This window comes from Anaeromyxobacter diazotrophicus (assembly GCF_013340205.1).
Classification (GTDB): domain Bacteria; phylum Myxococcota; class Myxococcia; order Myxococcales; family Anaeromyxobacteraceae; genus Anaeromyxobacter_A; species Anaeromyxobacter_A diazotrophicus.
Genome location: NZ_BJTG01000001.1, coordinates 526,199 through 544,510 on the forward strand (window position 1 = coordinate 526,199; position 18,312 = coordinate 544,510).

An 18,312-nucleotide genomic window follows, 5' to 3' on the forward strand; every position below is an offset into this window, starting at 1 on the left:
CGCGCTCCGGCGCGCGGCTCCTCGGCTTTTTCGTGGCCGGAATCGGAGCGGACGCCCCTTCAGTGGCGCGCCGGGCGCGGCGCCCTGGTACAGGATGCGGGGCCACCCACTTCCCACCTACGAGGTACACGCATGGCCAACATCACCCTCAAGGGCAACCCCATCCACACCAACGGCGACCTGCCGGCGACCGGCGGCAAGGCGCCCGACTTCAAGCTGGTGGCGGGCGATCTCTCCGACGTCTCGCTCGCCGCCTACCGCGGCAAGCGCAAGATCCTGAACATCGTCCCCAGCCTCGACACCGCCGTGTGCGCGGTCTCGACGCGCAAGTTCAACGAGCGCGCCGGCGCGCTCGCGAACACGGTCGTGCTGGTGATCTCGGGCGACCTGCCCTTCGCGCAGAAGCGCTTCTGCACCACCGAGGGCCTCGCGAACGTCGTCCCGCTCTCGATGATGCGGTCGAAGGACTTCGCCAAGGACTACGGCGTGCTCATCCAGGACGGGCCGCTCGCCGGGCTCTCGGCGCGCGCGGTGGTCGTGCTCGACGCGGACGACCAGGTCGTCTACCGGCAGCTCGTGCCGGAGATCGGCCAGGAGCCGGACTACGACGCCGCGCTGCGCGCCGCGGGCGCCTGAGCCGGCGGAAGGCGACCCCCGCCGCCGGAGCGGCGGCGGGGGTGCCCGCCTGCTTCACCTCCGGGGCGCGGTGAGGGCCTTCACCCGCTCCGGCGGGTAGCCCAGCGCCTCGAAGTCCAGGGCGCCGCCGGCGCGGTGGCACGCGTCGCACGCGAGCGCCTGGGCCTTCGGCGCCACCTGGTGGTTGAGCGAGAAGAGCATCGACTCCTCCACGCCCTTCACGGCGCCGCTGAACTCCTGCTTCGTGTCCTCGGCGCCCTTCCGCGCCGCGGCGAGGGGATCGCCCTTCACCGCGTACAGCCCGGCCTTGATGAAGACCGGCTTCCCGGTGCGCGCGTCCCCGACCACGGTGTAGGTGGCGCGCTTCCAGGGGTAGATCTTCGCCGCCGGGTCCGCGCGATCGCCGAGCGGCTCGGGCGGGACCGTCATCTTCCGGTTCCACCAGCGGTACTCCGGCCGCACCCCGCTCGCCAGCTGGTTCGCCGGGCCGTAGAGCCCGGTCTTCTCGTTCAGGACGGGCTTCGTCCAGTCGCGGCGCACCACGGTCGGGAACTTCGGATCGCGCGCGATGGCGGGGATGTGGCACGTCTGGCAGGCGAGCCGCGCCGCGTGCCGCGTCAGGGTGGCGGCGTCGGCGCCGCGGTGGACGTCGGGGGCGTGACAGCCCGAGCAGGCGACCGCCACCTCCGGCGCCTCGTTCGCCTTGATGTCGGCGCCGCCGGCGGTGCGGTGGTTCTTCGTGGGGTGGCAGTCCACGCAGCCGATCCCCTTCGCGAGGTGCACGTCCACCGCGGGGGAGGTGGGCGCGACGCCGTGCTTCGCGTTGGGACCGCCGCCGGCGCCCAGGTGACAGCGCTGGCACATGTCGTCGGTGGGCCGCCGCACGGCGCGGGCCGCCGCGAGCACGTCCACCCCTTCGGCCGGACGGATCTCGAACTTGTCGCCCTGCTTCACGACCGTCCGGCGGTAGCCGGGCGCGTGGCAGAGGAGGCAGTCCACGTTCTCCTCGTCCGCCTGGGAGAGCTTCTCGACCGGGTTCGGCTTGGCGCCGAGCCCCGGGTGACACTGAACGCAGCCACCTGGCTGCGCCGGCTTCGTGGCGTCGCTGGGCTGGAGGACCCCGGCCCAGTTATGCCCGACCACCGTGGCCGGCGGGGCTCAGTAGCTCACCATCATGCCGGCCGACTTCGCCTGCTGCGCGTTGGCGAGGAACGGCGCCGGCGCCTGCTGCTGGTAGTGCAGGCTGGTGACGAAGTCCTTCACCTGCTTCTCGTGGCAGCGCGCGCAGGTCCGCGTTCCCTCGTACGCCGCGATCGCGGCGTGCTTCGCCTCGGCGTCCGCCGCTCCTCGGGCGCTGCCCGCCGCCGCGACGAGCGTGAGCGCTCCCAACACTCGGGTCCAGCTCGGCATGTCCCCTCCTCGGCCAGTGTGGCGCTCGCGAGAGCGAGCCTCTTCTCGGGAGCCACCTGGCGGAGGGGAGGTTTCGTGCGTTTTTGTCGCACCCGTGGATGATGGAGGGGCTCGAATCGAAAGGCCCCTCCCCGGCTCCCACCGGCGTCGGGCACCGCCCCGACGACTCCACCATGCCCATCTACGAATACGCCTGCGAGCAGTGCCACGAGGTCTTCGAGGAGCTCGTGGTCCGGAGGTCCGACGAGGGCGAGGTGCGCTGCCCGGCGTGCAGCAGCGCCACCGTCGCCCGGGTGATGTCGAAGCCGGCCCAGTCCAGGTCCGGCGGCAGCTCGGCCGGCGGCGGGTGCGGGCCCGTCGGCTGAGGCCTCTAGCGTCGCCCGGTCGGGCGACCCGAAAGCTCCTGGCTAGTGCGCGGCCGCGGCGGGCTCGGCGGCGGGCGCGGGCGCCGGCGCGGGCTCGTCCGCGGCGGTGAGCGCGATCTCGATCCGCCGGTTCTGGCTGCGCCCCTCGACCGAGTCGTTGCCGGCCAGCGGCCGGTACTCGGAGAAGCCCATCGCGCCCAGGATGGCCGGCGCGACCCCCTTCGACTGCAGGTAGCGCACCACCGTCACCGCGCGCGCCGCCGACAGGTCCCAGTTGTCCTTGAAGCCGGACTTGCTGCCGGTCGGGACGTCGTCGGTGTAGCCCGCCACCACCACGTTCTTGCCCTTCAGGTTCGCGAACGCCTGCGCCACCGCGTCGAGCGCCCCGCGCCCCTCCTTGCCGAGCGCGGTCGAGCCGGAGGCGAACAGGACCTTGTCCTTGAGCTTCACGGTCATCTTCCCGCGCAGCTCCGAGATCTCCACCTGCCCGCTCGCGATCTGGCCCTGCAGCGAGGCGGTGAGCTGCTCGTACTGGGCGCTCTTCGCCTCGAGCGCGCCCTTCTCCTGCTGCAGCTTGGTCGAGGAGGCCTCGAGCTCGGCGATCTTCGCGTCCCGGGCCGCGAGCTGCTGCTTCGCGTCGGCGAGCTGCTTCTCGACCCCGCCGAGCTTCTGCTCGAGGGCGGCCGTCTTCTCCGACTCGCCCTGGTACTTCTGGCGGAACTGCTCGGCGTCGCGCTGCTGCGCCGCGAACTCGTCCTTCGAGACGCCGCAGCCGGCGAGGGCAGCGAGGGAGACGGCGATCAGGGTCCTACGCATCGAGACCTCCTCGTGATGGGTTGGAGTCGGCGCCGTCTTACCGCTCCCGCGCCGGGGCGTCGAGCGCACGGCAGCCAAGCCCCCGGTCTGCGGCAAGTTTTTCTTTGACACACCCCGCCCGGGACGAGGAGGCTACGGCGGCTTCAGCCCCGCGCAGCGCCCCAGGAGCACGCATGGCACCCCAGCCGAACGACACCCGCGACACCTTCGCCTCGACGCTCGGCGCCTTCACCGCCACCGTCGGCTCGGCCATCGGCCTCGGGAACATCTGGAAGTTCCCCTACCTGACCGGGTCGAACGGAGGCGCCGCCTTCGTGCTCACTTACCTGCTCGCGGTGGCGCTGGTGGGGGTGCCGGTGATGGTGGTGGAGCACGTCATCGGCCGCCGGATGCGGCTCGACGCGGTCCGCGCCTACCGCAAGGTCGTCCCGCACCAGCCGTACTGGCAGGTCATCGGCTGGGCGGGGCTCGCCTCCGCCGTCCTCATCATGGCCTTCTACACGGACGTCGCCGGCTGGGTGTTCGCCTACGTGTGGAAGTCGGCCGCCGCCGCCGTGGCCGGCCGGACGCTCGCGCCGCAGGAGTTCGGGGCGCTGGCGAGCGGCACGGTGGAGCCCATCGCGTGGCAGCTCGGCGTGCTCGTCCTCACCACCGGCATCATCGCCGCCGGGGTGTCGCAGGGCATCGAGAAGGTCACCAAGGCGCTCATGCCGCTCCTGTTCGCGCTGCTCCTCGTCTGCGACGTCCGCGCGCTGACGCTGCCCGGCTCCACGGCCGGCGTCGCGTACCTCTTCCGCCCCGACCTGTCGAAGCTCTCGGGCGCGGTGCTCCTGTCGGCGCTGGGGCTCGCCTTCTTCAAGCTCTCGCTCGGCATGGGGACCATGACCACCTACGGCTCCTACCTGCCGGACCGCGTCCGCATCGTGCCGAACGCCGCGCGGGTGGCGCTGGCCGACACCGCCATCTCGCTCCTCGCCGGCCTCGCCATCTTCCCGGCCGTCTTCGCCTTCGGCGGGACCCCCGCCGGCGGCCCCGGGCTACTCTTCGCCACCATCCCGCTCATCTTCAGCAAGATGCCGCTCGGCGGCCTGTTCACGGTGGTCTTCTTCGTGCTCACCGCCATCGCCACCATCGGCGCGATGGTGAGCCTCATCGAGGTGCCGGTCGCCTTCCTGGTGGAGAAGGGGCACGTCCGGCGCCCGGTGGCCGCGGCGCTCACCGGCGCCGCCATGTTCGCGCTCGGCGTCACCGCCACCCTCTCGCAGAGCCCGGTGCTCTCGGGCGTGAAGCTCTTCGGGAAGAGCTTCTTCGACCTGTACGACTTCCTCTCCTCGAACGTGCTCCTGCCGGTGGGCGGCCTCGCCATCGCGGTGGTCGGCGGCTGGCTCGTCTCGCGGACCGAGTTCATGCAGGAGCTCGACAAGGGGTACGCCGGGGTGCCGTGGCACGGGCGCGCCGTCTACGCCTTCGTCCGGTACGTCGCGCCGGGGCTCATCCTCCTCATCCTGCTCTCGAGCCTGGGCGCGATCGGGCCGGGGTAGGCGCGGTGGGGCGGCGCGCGGACCGCCCGGGACAGCCCCGTTCGCCTGCCGCGGCGCGGTCCGGGTGCGCGAAGATGGCGCGGTGCTCGCGCCCCTGCTCGGCCTGCTCCTCGCGACCGCCCCGATGGACCTGCCCGGCGCGGCGCCCGCTCCGGCGGCCGCGGACGGCGGCGCGGGTCCGGCCGGCGCGCCGCTCCAGGTCTACCGGCTCCGCCCGGCGCTCGACGCCGCGGTCATGAGCGTCTCGGCCCTCGCCATCTCGGTCCCGTCCCTGCTGGCCTCGGAGATCATCCGCCGGCGCTGTCCCTGCGACCCCTCGGAGCTCCCCAGCTTCGACCGCGGGGCCGTCGGCAACCACGACGCGGCCGCGGACGTGACGAGCGACGTCACCGCGGTGCTCGCCATGGCCGGCCCGCCGCTCCTCGATCTGCTCGACGTGGGCGCCGGCGAGGCGCTGTACACGGACGCGGCGGTCTTCGCGGAGACGCTGCTCGTCAACGGTGCGCTGGTCGAGATCGCGAAGTACGCCGTCCAGCGCCCGCTGCCGCGCACCTACGCCAGCGACCCGTCGCTCGTGAACGCCCCGGGCGGCTACCGCTCGTTCTACTCGGGCCACACCTCCACCGTGTTCGCGGCCCTGACCGCGTCCGCCATGACCCTGCGGCTGCGGTACGGCGAGCGCTGGTGGCCCTGGACGGTCGCCGGGGCGGTGGGGGCGAGCGTGGCGGTCGAGCGGGTCGCGGCGGGGCGCCACTTCCCGAGCGACGTGGCGGTGGGCGCGGTGGCCGGGACGGCCGTCGGCGTGCTCATCCCGTGGCTCCACGCCGAGGCGTCCCCGGTCGCGCTGGTGCCGGCGCCCCACGGCCTCGGGCTCGCGTTCCGGAACTGAGGCGCGACCGCTCCCGTGCCCACCCCCGAGCCCGCCACCACCGCAGTCGCGCTCCTCGCGGCGGCCATCCTGCTCGTGCTGAGCGCGCTCGTCAGCCGGACCTCGATCCGCGTCGGGCTGCCGCTCCCGCTGGCGTTCCTGGCGCTCGGCATGGCCGCCGGCTCCGAGGGGCTGGGCGGCATCCGCTTCTCCGACTACGGCCTCGCCTTCCGGCTCGGGACGGTGGCGCTCGCGCTCATCCTCTTCGACGGCGGGCTCAACACGCCCGTCCGCGCCCTGCGCGCCGCCGCCGGGCCGGCCGGGGTGCTCGCGACGGTGGGCGTGGCCGGGGTCGCGCTCGCCGCGGCGGGGGGCGCCCGCCTCGTCGGCCTGCCCTGGCCGCACGCGCTGGTGTTCGGCGCGGTGGTCTCCTCGACCGACGCGGCGTCGGTCTTCGCCGTGCTGCGCGGCGGCGGGATCCAGCTCAAGCACCGCGTGGCGCAGGTGCTGGAGGTCGAGTCGGGGCTGAACGACCCGATGGCGGTCATTCTCACCTTCGCCCTCACCCGCATGCTCGCCTCGGGCGAGCCGCCGGGCCTGGCGCTCCTGGGCGAGACGCTGCTGCAGGTGGTGGTCGGCGCCGGCCTGGGCGTGGCCCTCGGCCTGGGCGGGCGGATGCTCCTGTGGCGGGCGCGCCTCACCTCGAGCGGGCTCTACCCGGTGCTGACGCTCGCCATCGCGCTGGCGGCCTTCTCGCTGCCGACGCTGCTCCGGGGCAGCGGCTTCCTGGCCGTGTTCGTGGCGGGCTCGGTGCTCGGCGAGCGCGCCCTGCCCCACCAGACCGGCATCCGCCGCGTGCACGACGCGCTCGCCTGGGTGGGGCAGATCGGCATGTTCCTCGTGCTCGGGCTGCTCGTCTTCCCGTCGCGGCTCGTGCCCATCGCGCTCGAGAGCGTGCTGCTCGCGCTCTTCCTCGCCTTCGTGGCGCGGCCGCTGGTGGTGGTCGCCTGCCTCGCGCCGTTCCGCTTCCCGGCGCGCGAGGCGCTCTACATCGGCTGGGTGGGGCTGCGCGGGGCGGTGCCGATCATCCTGGCGGTCTTCCCGGTGCTGGCGGGGGCGCCGGGCGCCGAGCGGATCTTCGACGTGGTCTTCTTCGTGGTGGTGGTGAACGCGCTCGTGCCGGGCTGGACGGTGCGGTGGCTGGCGCGCCGCATCGGGCTGGAGGAGCAGCGGGCGCCCACGCCGGGCGCCGTCCTCGAGATCAGCTCCGCGGTGCCGGTCGACGGGGAGATCCTGTCCTTCTACGTCTCGGGGGCGAGCGCCGTGGCCGGCTCGGCCGTCTCCGAGCTGCCCTTCCCGGCCGGCACGCGGGTGCTGCTCGTGGCGCGCGAGCGGCAGATCGTGGCCCCGAAGGGCTCGACCGTGCTCCAGCCCGGCGACCACGTCCACGTCTTCTGCGAGCCCGGCGAGAAGGGGCTGGTCCAGCTCCTCTTCGGCGCGGAGGAGACGGAGTAGCGCGTCCTCCCGCCGCCGGGGCTGCGCGTTCTCGCCGCGCCCCGGGCTCCCGGCGATCGGGGTCCCTCGCACCGGGACGCTTCCCGTTTTAGACGCGGTGCGCCATGATTCTCCAGTCTGCCCGGAGGGGGCGCACCGGATGAACGCGCACGTGGTCTACAGGGGCGAGCTGAGAGGCGGCCTGGGGGAGGCGCCTCGCGCGATCGCCACCTGCCTCGTCGACCTCGGGCTCCCCTGCCACCTCGCGTGCGCCGTCTGCTGGCGCGCGGGACCGCCCCAGGTCGGCGGGCTCGCCGCCGCGCGCAACCACCTCCTCGCCGCCGCGAGCTGCGCGCCGGCCGAGCGGCTGCGCGCCGTCTTCTACGGCGGCGACGTCTTCACCGCCCCGCACGCGTTCGCGGCGTTGCTGGCCGACGCCGGCGCCGCCTGCGAGGAGCACGGTCGCGCGCTGGAGGCGCTCGTCCTCTCGGACGGGGTGGGATGGACCGGCGAGGCCGTCAGAGATCTCGCCCGGCGAGGGGTCCGCCTGGTGCAGGTGACGCTCGAAGGGCGGGCGGAGGTGCACGACCGGCAGCGCCCGCTCGCCGGCGGGGCCGGCAGCTTCTCGCACATCCTCGCGTCGCTGCGGCGGCGCGGGGGGATGCCCGTCGTGGTCAGGATGAACGCGCTGGCGGGCGACGGCGAGGTGGACGCGCTCGCCGGGGTCCTCGACCGCGAGGGGCTGTTCGGCGGCGAGAACCCGGTCCGGCTCTTCGTGTCGCCCCCGGCCCCGTACCGCGAGCAGGTGCTGGAGCTGCTCGAGCTGGTCGAGCAGGTCCCGGCCGCCGCGCGGGCCGACCCGGCCCGTGCATAGCTTCCGGCGGTGGGCCGCCTCCTCATCGTGTCCAACCGCCTGCCGGTGACGGTGAAGGCGGGCCGCGGCGGCGCGGTGGAGATCCAGCTCAGCACCGGCGGGCTCGCCACCGGGATGAAGGGGCCGCACGAGCGCCTCGGCGGGCTGTGGATCGGCTGGCCGGGGGACCTCGAGGGGCTGTCGGCCGCCGCCAGGGACGAGGCGGACGCGCGCCTCGCCGAGCACCGGCTCGTGCCGGTGCCGCTCTCCGCCGACGAGATCGCGCGCTACTACGAGGGGTACTCGAACGCCATCCTCTGGCCGCTCTTCCACTACTCGGCGGCGCGCCTGCCGCCCGAGGTGAGCGGGTTCGACGTGTACGAGCGCGTGAACGCCCGCTTCGCCGGCGCGGTGGCCGACCAGTGGCGCGAGGGGGACCTCGTCTGGATCCACGACTACCAGCTCATGCTGGTGCCGGCCATGCTGCGCGAGCGACTCCCCGGGGCGCGCATCGGGTTCTTCCTGCACATCCCCTTCCCCTCCTCCGAGATCTTCCGGCTCCTGCCGCAGCGGGAGCGCCTCCTGGAGGGGCTCCTGGGGGCCGACCTCCTCGGCTTCCACACCTCGACCTTCGTCCGGCACTTCGCCTCCTCGGCGCTGCGGCTGGTGGGCGCCACCACCGAGGTGGACCGCGTCCGCTGGCGCGGCCGCGAGGTGCGGCTCGGCGTCTTCCCCATGGGCATCGACGCCGCCCACTTCGACGCGCTGGCGCGGTCGCCGGAGGTGGAGGAGCGCGCGCGCGCCCACCGGGCCGAGGGCACGCCCATCCTCCTCGGCATCGACCGGCTGGACTACACGAAGGGGATCCAGCGCCGCCTGCTCGCCTACGAGGCGCTGCTGCGGGCCCACCCGGAGCTGCGGAAGAAGGTGCGCCTGGTCCAGGTGGCGGTCCCCTCGCGCGAGAACGTCGAGGCCTACCGCGAGCTGCGCGACGAGGTGGACGCGCTGGTGGGCCGCATCCACGGCGAGTACGCCACGCCCGGTTGGTCGCCCATCCACTACCTGTACCGGGGCCTCGCCCCGCCCGACCTGGTGGCGCTCTACCGGGCGGCCGACGCGGTGCTGGTGACGCCGCTGCGCGACGGGATGAACCTGGTCGCGAAGGAGTTCGTCGCGGCGCGGCCGGACGGCGACGGCGTGCTCGTCCTGTCGGAGTTCGCGGGCGCCGCGGCGGAGCTGGCGGAGGCGCTGCTCGTGAACCCGTACGACGTGGAGCACACGGCCGAGGTGTTCCACCGCGCGCTCACGCTGCCCGAGGACGAGCGGCGGACGCGCATGGCGCTCCTGCGCGAGCGCGTGCTCGGCCACGACGTGCACGGCTGGGCCCGCGCCTTCGTGGCGGCGCTCGAGCAGGTGGAGGCCGCCGGCGGGCGCGTCGAGACCGCGCCCTCCCCTCCGGCCGTCCTCCGCGCCGCGCTGGCGCGCGCCCGGGCGGCGCCGCGGCTGGGCCTGCTCCTCGACTACGACGGGACGCTCGTGCCGTTCGCGCCCACCCCCGACCTGGCCGCGCCCGATCCGGCGCTGCTCGAGCTGCTCCGCGCGCTGGCCGCCCGCCCGGGGACGCAGGTGCACCTCGTCTCCGGGCGCCGGCGGGAGAGCTTGCAGCGGTGGTTCGGGGCGCTGCCGCTCGGCCTCCACGCCGAGCACGGGCTGTGGGCGCGACCGCGGGGCGGCACCTGGCAGGCGGTGCCCATCCCGGAGGCGCGCTGGCGCGCGCCGGTCCTCGGCATCCTGCGCGGCTTCACCGACCGGACCCCGGGGTCCATCATCGAGGAGAAGACGGCCGGCCTCGCCTGGCACTACCGCAGCGCCGACCCCGAGTACGGCGCGGCCCAGGCGAAGGAGCTGTCCCTCCACCTCACGGAGCTGCTGCGCGAGGAGCCGGTCGAGATCCTGCCGGGCGACAGGGTGCTGGAGGTGCGGCCGCGGGGGGTGGACAAGGGCCGCGCGGTGGGGCTCGCCCTCGGCGCCGGGGACGGCTCGCTCCTCGTGGCGATGGGCGACGACCGGACCGACGAGGACCTCTTCGCCGCCCTGCCGGAGGGGAGCCTCGCCATCCACGTCGGGCCGGCGCCGAGCCGGGCCGCGCTGCGCGTGGCCGACGTGCGCGCGGCGCGCGCCGCGCTGGCGGACCTGCTCTCGCCCGCCTGAGCGCCACCGCGTGAGCCCTGGTCGGCACGCCCTGTTTGGCGTGCTCCCGCCGCGGCCGACGGGGGCCTAGCATCGCGATCTCCCCCCTCACCCACGGAGGTCGTCCCGCATGACGCGAGCCGAGATGTTCCGCTACCTGGCCGAGCGATCGGGTCTGAAGCGCGTGAAGCAGCCGCGGGCCAGCGCCAGCGCGGCGCACCGCGCCGAGGAGCCGCACAACGCCTCCGCGCGCGCAGGGCGCAGCGCGGGCTATGCCCTGGAGCCGAGCGGTGGACGCGTCTCGCGCAAGTCGACGCGCAAGTCGGCCAACCGGCAGAAGACGGACGTGCAGTTCCGCATGAAGCGGCGGGTCCAGGAGCTCCAGCCCCACTGAGCGCGAGCCCACCGTGAACGCGAGACGGCCGTGGCCCCGGCACAGGCGGGCCACGGCCGTCGTGCATCAGGCGAACGCTAGCAGCAGCGGATCGGCACGTCGGCCGGCACCGGCTTGCCGAACGCCTCCGGCGGCAGCGGGTGACCGTTGAGGGTGAGCCAGCAGCGGCGCGCCACGTTGACGAGCACCAGCACCACCCCGGCCATGAAGATCGTCATGAGGGTGGAGTCGAGGTAGCCCTGGAACGCCGTGGCCGGCTTGGCGGTCATGGGCCAGAAGATGTTCTGGATGGCGAGCCAGCCGGCGGTGAGGGTGGTGACCCCGACGAACACCATCGGGATGGCGGTCAGGGCGGCGTATTTGGCCTTGCCCATGTTGACGAGGAAGGTGGTCCCGACCGCCAGCGCGATGGTGGCGAGCAGCTGGTTGCCGGTGCCGAAGAGCGGCCACAGGGTCGAGATGTTGCCGGTGTAGATGAGGTAGCCCCAGCTCATCACCACGAGCCCGGTGGCGATCAGGTTACCCGGCAGCCAGGCGCTGTTCGCGAAGGGCTTGTGCACCTTGCCGAGCAGCTCCTGCAGCACGTACCGCGCGACGCGCGTGCCGGTGTCGATGGTGGTGAGGATGAACAGCGCCTCGAACATGATGACGTAGTGGTACCAGTAGCCCATGAGCGTCTTCATCCCGGGGACGCCGGCGAAGATCTGGGCCATGCCCACCGCGAGCGAGACCGCGCCGCCGGTGCGTCCGGCGAGCGACTCCCCGACCGCGGTCGAGAACATGTCGAGGTTGACCGGCGTGTAGCCGAGCTTGGCGTAGGCGGCCGGGGCGACGTTGATCGCGAAGTAGTCGCCGGGGAAGAGCGAGCAGGCGGCGATGAGCGACAGCACCGCCACCAGGCCCTCGGCCATCATGGCGCCGTAGCCGATGAAGCGGGCGTCGCTCTCCTTGTCGAGCATCTTGGGCGTCGTGCCCGAGCTCACCAGCGCGTGGAAGCCGGAGATGGCGCCGCAGGCGATGGTGACGAAGAGGAACGGGAAGAGCTTGCCCTTGATGATGGGGCCGCCGCCGTTCACGAACTGGGTGACGAGCGGGAACTTGATGTCCGGGTGCACCACGAACACGCCCACCACCAGCGCGAAGATGGTGCCGAGCTTCACGTAGGTGGAGAGGTAGTCGCGCGGCTCGAGCAGGAACCACACCGGGAGCACCGAGGCGATGAAGCCGTAGAGGCACATCGCCACCGTCACCTGCTCCTTGGAGAAGGTGAGCGCGCTCGCCCACGAGGTCTGGGCCACGAAGCGGCCGGCCACCACCGCCGCGATGAGCGCGATGACGCCGAACACGCTCGGCCACAGCACGTTCACCTTGCCGCCGGCGCCGTGGCTCTTCCCGAACATGGCGAGGCCCATGACGATGGCGATGGGGATGGTGCAGCCGATGGTGAAGATGCCCCACGGGCTGTGCGCCAGCGCGTTCACCACCACCACGCCCAGGCCCGCCAGGGTCACGAGCAGGATGAGCAGCACGGCGAAGGTGGCGACGAGCCCGGCGAACGGGCCGACCTCGGTGCGCGCCACGTCGGCGAGCGACTTGCCCTTGTGCCGGACCGAGGCGACGAGGACCACGAAGTCGTGGACGCAGCCGCAGAGGACGGCGCCGAAGAGGATCCACAGGAACCCGGGCGCGAAGCCGAACTGCGCGGCCAGGGTGGGGCCGACCAGCGGTCCGGCGCCGGCGATGGCGGCGAAGTGGTGGCCGAAGAGCACCCACTTCGGAGAGGCCACGTAGTTGTGGCCGTCGGCGTAGACGTGCGCCGGGGTGGAGCGGAGATCGTCGAGCGCGAGCGCCTTCGCCGAGATGAAGGCGCTGTAGTAGCGGTAGCCGACGGCGAAGACGAGCAGCGTCGCCAGCATGACCGGGAACGTGTTCATGCGTCCTCCCTGCGAGAAAAGGCGGCGCGCGCCCCACGGCCGAGACGCTTCGCGCGCCGATACCGCTTTGGGCGCGGAGGATATCGGAAGCTCGAAGCGGCGTCGCCTATTTGCGCTGACGCACCGCGACGAAGGTCAGGGGCTGGCGCCGGCGTGCGCCTCCGCGCCGACCTCCGCCGGGAGCTCCACCTCGAAGGTCGCGCCGTGGCCGGCCTCGCTCGCCACGCGCACCGAGCCCCCGTGCGCCTCGGCGATCGCCCGGACCGTCCACAGGCCCAGCCCCAGCCCGCCGTAGTGCCGTGGGGCGGCCGCGCGGCTGAACCGGTCGAAGAGCGCCGGCAACCGCTCCGCGGCGATGCCGATCCCGCGATCCGTGATGGAGACCGCGGCCCGTCCGCCGCGGGCGGCGACGCGCAGCTGGATCGGCTGGCGGTCGCCGTACTTGAGGGCGTTCGCGAGCAGGTTCTCGAGCAGCACCTGGAGCAGGTGGCGGTCCCCGCTCACCACCGCCGGCGGCCCCGGCTCGAGCCGCACCGCGCACCCGGCGGTGGCGATCTCGGCGCGGTGCTCCTCGACGACGCGCTCGACGAGCGCGCGCAGGTCCAGGCGCTGCCGCGCGAGCTCGATCCGGCCGGGCTCCAGCGTCGCGACCCGGAGCACCGCGTCCACCAGGCGCGAGAGCCGGGTCGCCGAGTGCTGGAGGCGGGCCAGGCGATCGACCAGGCGGTCGTTCGTCACGCCCTCGCGCTCGGCCGTCCTCCGCACCAGGTCGGCGTGCAGCTGCAGCGCCGCGATGGGCGTCCGCAGCTCGTGCGCCGCCACGACCAGCAGCTCCTCGCGCGCCCGCAGCCCCTCCTCCTGCGCCACCATGGCGAGGCGGTCCTCCTCCGCCCGCTTGCGCTGGGTGAGATCGCGGGTCACCTTGCCGAACCCGATGAGCTCGCCCTCCCGCGTGCGGACGGCGGTGATGACCACGTTGGCCCAGAACCGCGAGCCGTCCTTGCGCAGCCGCCAGCCCTCGTCCTCGAACCTGCCCTCGCGCGCGGCGACCTCGAGCTCGTGCTCCGGCTTCCCGCGCGCGATCTCCTCGGCCGGGTAGAACGCGGAGAAGTGCTGCCCGACGATCTCCTCCGCCCGCCAGCCTTTCATCCGCTCCGCGCCCGCGTTCCAGGTCGCGATGCGTCCGCCGGGGTCGAGCATGAAGAGGGCGTAGTCGCGCACCGACTCCACGAAGAGCTGCAGGGCGCCCTCCCGGAGGCGCTGGCGCTGGGCGGCTCCGTCCCGGTCTCCCCGGGGCTCGGCCTTCGCGGCCCGCTCTTTGCCCGCTTCGGTCACGTTGAACTCCGCCTGGACGGCGTGCGCGCAGCCTCGGCAGCGCCCCCAAAAGGCTAGGGCGGCCTCTGCGCGGCGACAAGGCACGATCCCTGGCAGCGCTCATTCGCCGCCCCGCCGCCGCACCCAAGAGGCGATGGGCTCACAGCCGACCCGACCCGCGTGGGCCTGACGCCCTCCCGGCGGGTTGGCGGGTGCGCCACCGCGTCCGCACCGTGAGGGGCATGGCGGCGCTCGCGAACCGGGTCCAGAACGCCCTCGACGAGGGGCGGATCCTGATCCTCGGCGCCCAGATCCTGCTCGGGTTCGAGTACCGCGCCTTCTTCGAGCCGCGGTACGACGAGCTCCCCGCATGGGCGCACGCCGCCAAGCTGCTCGCCCTCGCGCTCCTCGTGGTCACCTTCGCGCTGGTCGTGCTCCCCACGCCGTTCCACCAGCTCGTGGAAGAGGGGTGCGACACGCTCCGCCTGCACCGGCTGGCGACGCGGGCGCTCGCGGCGGCGCTCCTGCCGCTCGCCGTCGCGCTGGGCCTCGACCTCGCCTCGGCCGCGCCCGCGGTGGACGGGATCGGCGCGGCGGCCGGCGTCTCGCTCGGGGCGGGCGGGACGGTGCTGGCGCTCGCGCTCTGGTACGCGCTGCCCGCCGCGCGGAGGCGGCGCTACGTTCAGGAGGACGCCGTGCCCGAGACGCCGCTGGCCGAGAAGATCAAGCACGTCCTCACCGAGACGCGCATGGTGCTGCCGGGCGCGCAGGCGCTGCTCGGGTTCCAGCTGGCGGTGACGATGATGGAGGCGTTCGCGCGGCTCCCGCGGGGCGCGCAGCAGCTCCACCTGGCGGACACCGCGCTGACGGCGCTGGCGGTGGTGCTGCTCCTCACGCCGGCGGCGTTCCACCGCCTGGCCGAGGACGGCGAGGAGACGGCGCGCTTTCACCGGCTGGCGAGCCGGTTCGTGCTGGCGGCGCTGGCGCCGCTGGGCGTGGCGCTGAGCGGCGACCTCGGGATCATCGGCTACCGGGTGACCGGTGAGCTCGCGCCGGCGGTCGGGCTGGCGGCCGGCGCGGCGGCCCTGTTCCTCGCGGCGTGGCTGGTCCTGCCGCTCGCGGCGCGGGTCGCCGGCCGGCACGCCGGGCACGCCGGGCGCGCCCCCGCCGGCGCCCGCGCCTGACGGGCGCGCGCCGGGTCCGCCCTCAGGCTCGCTCCGCCGGCGGTACGCGCACGCGGAAGGTGGTGCCCTGGCCCAGCGCGCTCTCGACCGACAGCGCCGCCCCGAGCGCCTCGGTGACCCCCTTGACCAGCGACAGGCCGAGCCCCACCCCGGGGGCCGTCCCCGGCTTCGACAGCTGGTGAAAAGGCTCGAAGACCCTGGCGCGCTCGGCCGGCGGGATGCCCGGCCCGGTGTCGGCCACCTCGACCAGGTGGCCGTCCGGCCCGTGGCGCAGCGTCACCTTCACGCGCCCGCGCTCGGTGTACTTGACCGCGTTCACCACCAGGTTGACGAGCACCAGGCGGAGCAGCCGCGGATCGGTGCGGACCGGCGGCATCGGCCCGGCCTCGAGGTCGATCGGCAGCAGCTTGCGCTGCGCCTGGGGCAGCGCCTCGTCCACCACCTCCGCCGCCAGCCGCGGCAGGTCGACGTCCTCCAGCCGGACCACCAGCCGGCCCGACTCGATCCGCGTGTACTCGAGCATGGCGTCGATGAGCCCGAGGAGGCGCGCCGAGGCGCGCGCGATCCGGTCCACCTGGAGCCGCTGGCGCTCGGTGAGCGGGCCCTCGCGGGACTCGAGCGCGGCGAGCGCCAGGGTCATCGAGGTGAGCGGGGTGCGCAGCTCGTGCGAGAGCATGCCGAGGAAGGTGCTCTTCACCTCGCTCGCGCGCTCCGCCTGCTCCCGCGCCACCCGGGCCGACTCGGCGGCCAGCTCGAGCTCGCGCTTGCGCTGCGCCAGCTCGCGGGCGAGGTCCTCCAGCGCTCCGCCGCTCTGGGCGAGCTCGCGCCCGAGCACCTCGCGCGAGCGCTTCACCGCGACCGCGGTGCGCACCCGGGCCCGCAGCTCCTCGGGCTGGAACGGCTTCGTCACGTAGTCCACCGCCCCGGCCCGGAGCAGCGCTGCCCGCTGCTCGTCGTCGGCGCGCGCCGTCAGCACGAGGACCGGGGTCCCGGCCAGGCGCGGGCGCGCCCGCAGCTCGGCCAGGAGCCGCTCGCCGCTCATCCGCGGCATCATGACGTCGGTGAGGACGAGGTCGGGCTGGAGCGCCTCCGCGGTCTGCAGCGCCTCCTCCCCATCCGAGGCGGTCACGACCCGCAGCTCGGGCTCGAGGGCGTCGGACGTCAGCCGCCGCATGTCGGGGTGATCCTCCACCACCAGCACCACCGGCCGGGCGCTCCCCTCCGGCGACGCCGGGCCGGCGGGCGCCTCGCGCAGCGCCTCGACCGCCGCGGCGCCCGCGCCGGCGCCAGCGCGGCCGGCCGCGGCCGGCTCCACCGCGCGGCCGGCCGGGGCGCGGAGCGGCACCTCGAAGCTGAGCCGCGCCCCCCCGCCCTCCGCCTCGCCCGCCTCGATGCGTCCGCCGTGCAGCTCGACGAAGTCGCGTGCGATGGCGAGCCCCAGCCCCGCGCCGCCCCCGCCGGCCTCGCGCCCGGCGCCCTGCCGGAACCGCTCGAACACCGCCTCGCGGAGCGCGGGCGGGATGCCGGGGCCGTCGTCCTCCACCCACACCCGGGCCCGCGCGCCCTCCCGGCGCAGCGCGCAGCGCACGCGGCCGCCGTCGCGGACGTGGCGGAAGGCGTTCCCGAGCAGGTTCGCGAGGACGCGGTCGAGCTTCTCGGCGTCCACCTCGGCGGGCAGCTCCTCCGGCGCGTCGACGGTGAGCGCCACGCGCCGCTCGCGGGCCAGCGCCTCGAACGGCGCGGCCGCCTCCCGCACCACGCGCGCCAGGTCGGCCGCGGCCCAGCGCACCGGCATCCGGCCCTCCTCCAGCCGCGCCACGTCGAGCAGGTCGTCGACGTGCCGCAGGAGCGCCCGGGCGCTGCGCCGCGCGACCTCCAGGTCGCTCCGCGTCGCCTCCGGGAGCCCGCTCGCCAGCGCCTTCTCCACCGGCCCGAGGACCAGCGCCAGCGGCGTGCGCAGCTCGTGCGAGACGTTGGCGAAGAAGCGGGTCTTGGCGTCGTCGAGGTCCTTCACCCGCGCGTAGAGCGTCGAGAGCTCCACGTTCTTGGTCTCGAGCTCGACCCGGCGCCGCTCGGCGAGCGCGGCGGACCGCGTCACCTGCACGATGAGCGGGCGCGCCTGGAGCAGGTAGGCGCCGGTGGCGACGGAGGCGACCGCCGTGACGAGCTTCACGAAGCCCGAGAGCCAGTAGTCCGGCACCCACAGCGTGAAGACCTCCATGTAGTGGGTGAGGCCGCAGGCGCCGATGAAGACGCCGAAGGCCAGGATCATCGGGCTGAAGGGCAGCTTGATGCGGCGGACGAGCTGCCAGAGCGTGAGCGCGATGACGACGTAGGCCGTGCCGATGAGCGCGTCGCTCGCGACGTGGAGCGCCACCAGCCCCGGGTTCCACAGGTAGCAGTGCCCGTGGGGCATGTACCCGTCCGACGCGAACAGCTCCCGCAGCAGCTCGAGCATGCGCGCCCTCCCCGCGAGTCGAGGATGGGTCTAGCCGTCGCCCGGGGGCGAGGCCACCCTGCGCGGAGGGGCGGGAAAGGGGGCCCGGCGCCGCGGCCGGGGCCACGTCGCCGGGGGGGGGGACCGCCGGGGGCGGGCGCGGCTAGCTGGGCTGCGGCACGTCGATGTGGACCTCGACGCGGCGGTTCTTGGCCTTGCCGGCGGCGGTCTTGTTGTCGGCGATGGGCTTCGTCTCGCCCATCCCGAGCGCGGTGATCTGCGCCTCCTTCACTCCGCGGCCGAGCAGCACGCGCTTCACCGCGTCGGCGCGGCGGAGCGACAGCTCCTCGTTCTTCGAGGCGGTGCCGGTCGCGTCGGTGTGGCCCTCGACGCGGATGCGGTCGTCCGAGTACTTGGCGAGGATGTCCCCCACCTTCTCGAGCTGGGCGATGGCAGCGTCCTTCAGCACGGCGCTGCCGGAGTCGAAGAGGATCTCCGACTTCATGTTCACGAGCACGCCGTTCTCGGTGCGCTTCGTCTCCGCCACCTGCTCGAGCTCCTTCGCCTGCTTGTCGAGGTAGAGGCCGACCGAGCCGCCGGCCAGCGCGCCCACCCCGGCGCCGATGGCGGCGCCCTTCCAGCCGCCGAGCAGCGCCCCGACGCCGGCGCCGGCGGCGGCGCCGCCGCCCGCCCCGATTGCAGTGCGCTTGCCGGCGGTTTCGCAGCCGGCAGCGGTGACGAGGACGACGACGAGCGCCGAGACGATCAAGGTCCGGTTCTTCATGCGGGGTGTTCTCCTCCTGCGAGCCGGCCAGGTCAACGCCGGCCCGGGCGGCCGCATTCCGGGCGCCCGGGCCCACGTCGGCCGCGCTTGTG

The 18,312-nt window shown here is 74.3% G+C and carries 16 protein-coding genes; 9 read left to right on the top strand and 7 right to left on the bottom strand.

The genetic code is table 11. The features are described 5' to 3' along the window. The first annotated feature begins 132 nt into the window (after positions 1-132). A complete protein-coding gene (gene tpx, locus HWY08_RS02320; RefSeq protein ID WP_176062497.1) occupies positions 133-636 on the top strand; it encodes a thiol peroxidase in 504 nt (167 codons plus the stop codon). Positions 637-690: 54 nt separating this feature from the next. Here the strand turns inward: tpx and HWY08_RS02325 are convergent, their stop codons facing one another. Next, complete coding sequence (locus HWY08_RS02325; RefSeq protein WP_176062498.1) at positions 691-1,779, bottom strand: hypothetical protein; 1,089 nt, start codon at positions 1,777-1,779, stop codon at positions 691-693. A 15-nt stretch (positions 1,780-1,794) separates the two neighbouring features. Next, positions 1,795-2,046: a hypothetical protein gene (locus tag HWY08_RS02330; protein ID WP_176062499.1), complete on the bottom strand. Its 252-nt coding sequence runs from the start codon at positions 2,044-2,046 to the stop codon at positions 1,795-1,797. Between the two features lie 173 nt (positions 2,047-2,219). Between HWY08_RS02330 and HWY08_RS02335 the strand changes: the two genes are divergently transcribed. Then, positions 2,220-2,411, top strand: coding sequence for an FmdB family zinc ribbon protein (locus tag HWY08_RS02335; protein ID WP_176062500.1), 192 nt, complete (start codon positions 2,220-2,222; stop codon positions 2,409-2,411). 42 nt (positions 2,412-2,453) lie between these two features. Here HWY08_RS02335 and HWY08_RS02340 read toward each other — a convergent pair whose 3' ends face one another. After that, positions 2,454-3,227, bottom strand: coding sequence for an OmpA family protein (locus tag HWY08_RS02340; protein ID WP_176062501.1), 774 nt, complete (start codon positions 3,225-3,227; stop codon positions 2,454-2,456). A 173-nt stretch (positions 3,228-3,400) separates the two neighbouring features. On the opposite strand from HWY08_RS02340, the gene HWY08_RS02345 reads away from it, so the two are divergent. The 6 genes from HWY08_RS02345 to HWY08_RS02370 all read left to right on the top strand — a co-directional run bounded on the left by HWY08_RS02345 (position 3,401) and on the right by HWY08_RS02370 (position 10,567). Continuing rightward, positions 3,401-4,768: a sodium-dependent transporter gene (locus tag HWY08_RS02345; protein ID WP_176062502.1), complete on the top strand. Its 1,368-nt coding sequence runs from the start codon at positions 3,401-3,403 to the stop codon at positions 4,766-4,768. An 82-nt stretch (positions 4,769-4,850) separates the two neighbouring features. Beyond that, positions 4,851-5,657, top strand: coding sequence for a phosphatase PAP2 family protein (locus tag HWY08_RS02350; RefSeq protein WP_176062503.1), 807 nt, complete (start codon positions 4,851-4,853; stop codon positions 5,655-5,657). Positions 5,658-5,672: 15 nt separating this feature from the next. After that, positions 5,673-7,151 carry a potassium/proton antiporter gene (locus HWY08_RS02355; RefSeq protein WP_176062504.1) on the top strand — a complete coding sequence of 493 codons (1,479 nt, stop codon included), beginning with the start codon at positions 5,673-5,675 and terminating at the stop codon, positions 7,149-7,151. Positions 7,152-7,290: 139 nt separating this feature from the next. Beyond that, positions 7,291-8,004, top strand: coding sequence for a radical SAM protein (locus HWY08_RS02360; protein ID WP_176062505.1), 714 nt, complete (start codon positions 7,291-7,293; stop codon positions 8,002-8,004). Positions 8,005-8,013: 9 nt separating this feature from the next. Further along, positions 8,014-10,194 carry a bifunctional alpha,alpha-trehalose-phosphate synthase (UDP-forming)/trehalose-phosphatase gene (locus tag HWY08_RS02365; protein ID WP_176062506.1) on the top strand — a complete coding sequence of 727 codons (2,181 nt, stop codon included), beginning with the start codon at positions 8,014-8,016 and terminating at the stop codon, positions 10,192-10,194. A gap of 109 nt (positions 10,195-10,303) precedes the next feature. After that, positions 10,304-10,567, top strand: a complete 264-nt coding sequence (locus HWY08_RS02370) for a hypothetical protein (protein WP_176062507.1) — start codon at positions 10,304-10,306, stop codon at positions 10,565-10,567. 77 nt (positions 10,568-10,644) lie between these two features. Here the strand turns inward: HWY08_RS02370 and HWY08_RS02375 are convergent, their stop codons facing one another. Both HWY08_RS02375 and HWY08_RS02380 read right to left on the bottom strand, forming a co-directional pair. Beyond that, positions 10,645-12,501 carry a carbon starvation CstA family protein gene (locus HWY08_RS02375; protein WP_176062508.1) on the bottom strand — a complete coding sequence of 619 codons (1,857 nt, stop codon included), beginning with the start codon at positions 12,499-12,501 and terminating at the stop codon, positions 10,645-10,647. Positions 12,502-12,636: 135 nt separating this feature from the next. After that, positions 12,637-13,836, bottom strand: a complete 1,200-nt coding sequence (locus tag HWY08_RS02380; protein ID WP_176062510.1) for a PAS domain-containing sensor histidine kinase — start codon at positions 13,834-13,836, stop codon at positions 12,637-12,639. A 221-nt stretch (positions 13,837-14,057) separates the two neighbouring features. On the opposite strand from HWY08_RS02380, the gene HWY08_RS02385 reads away from it, so the two are divergent. Continuing rightward, positions 14,058-14,999, top strand: a complete 942-nt coding sequence (locus HWY08_RS02385; protein WP_176062512.1) for a DUF6328 family protein — start codon at positions 14,058-14,060, stop codon at positions 14,997-14,999. Positions 15,000-15,021: 22 nt separating this feature from the next. Here the strand turns inward: HWY08_RS02385 and HWY08_RS02390 are convergent, their stop codons facing one another. Both HWY08_RS02390 and HWY08_RS02395 read right to left on the bottom strand, forming a co-directional pair. Then, the gene (locus tag HWY08_RS02390; protein ID WP_176062514.1) at positions 15,022-17,457 is read right to left on the bottom strand and encodes an ATP-binding response regulator; all 2,436 of its coding nucleotides are present in this window, start codon (positions 17,455-17,457) and stop codon (positions 15,022-15,024) included. A gap of 142 nt (positions 17,458-17,599) precedes the next feature. Next, a complete protein-coding gene (locus HWY08_RS02395) occupies positions 17,600-18,220 on the bottom strand; it encodes a YiaD family glycine zipper/OmpA-like lipoprotein (protein WP_176062516.1) in 621 nt (206 codons plus the stop codon). Between the last annotated feature and the right edge of the window lie 92 nt (positions 18,221-18,312).

Excerpts from the sequence above, each read along its gene's own strand:
- HWY08_RS02330 (WP_176062499.1), bottom strand. The coding sequence starts at position 2,046 with ATGCCGAGCTGGACCCGAGTGTTGGGAGCGCTCACGCTCGTCGCGGCG.
- HWY08_RS02340 (WP_176062501.1), bottom strand. The coding sequence starts at position 3,227 with ATGCGTAGGACCCTGATCGCCGTCTCCCTCGCTGCCCTCGCCGGCTGC.
- HWY08_RS02370 (WP_176062507.1), top strand. The coding sequence starts at position 10,304 with ATGACGCGAGCCGAGATGTTCCGCTACCTGGCCGAGCGATCGGGTCTG.
- HWY08_RS02385 (WP_176062512.1), top strand. The coding sequence starts at position 14,058 with ATGGCGGCGCTCGCGAACCGGGTCCAGAACGCCCTCGACGAGGGGCGG.
- HWY08_RS02360 (WP_176062505.1), top strand. The coding sequence starts at position 7,291 with ATGAACGCGCACGTGGTCTACAGGGGCGAGCTGAGAGGCGGCCTGGGG.
- HWY08_RS02335 (WP_176062500.1), top strand. The coding sequence starts at position 2,220 with ATGCCCATCTACGAATACGCCTGCGAGCAGTGCCACGAGGTCTTCGAG.
- HWY08_RS02395 (WP_176062516.1), bottom strand. The coding sequence starts at position 18,220 with ATGAAGAACCGGACCTTGATCGTCTCGGCGCTCGTCGTCGTCCTCGTC.
- HWY08_RS02345 (WP_176062502.1), top strand. The coding sequence starts at position 3,401 with ATGGCACCCCAGCCGAACGACACCCGCGACACCTTCGCCTCGACGCTC.
- HWY08_RS02375 (WP_176062508.1), bottom strand. The coding sequence starts at position 12,501 with ATGAACACGTTCCCGGTCATGCTGGCGACGCTGCTCGTCTTCGCCGTC.
- tpx (WP_176062497.1), top strand. The coding sequence starts at position 133 with ATGGCCAACATCACCCTCAAGGGCAACCCCATCCACACCAACGGCGAC.
- HWY08_RS02390 (WP_176062514.1), bottom strand. The coding sequence starts at position 17,457 with ATGCTCGAGCTGCTGCGGGAGCTGTTCGCGTCGGACGGGTACATGCCC.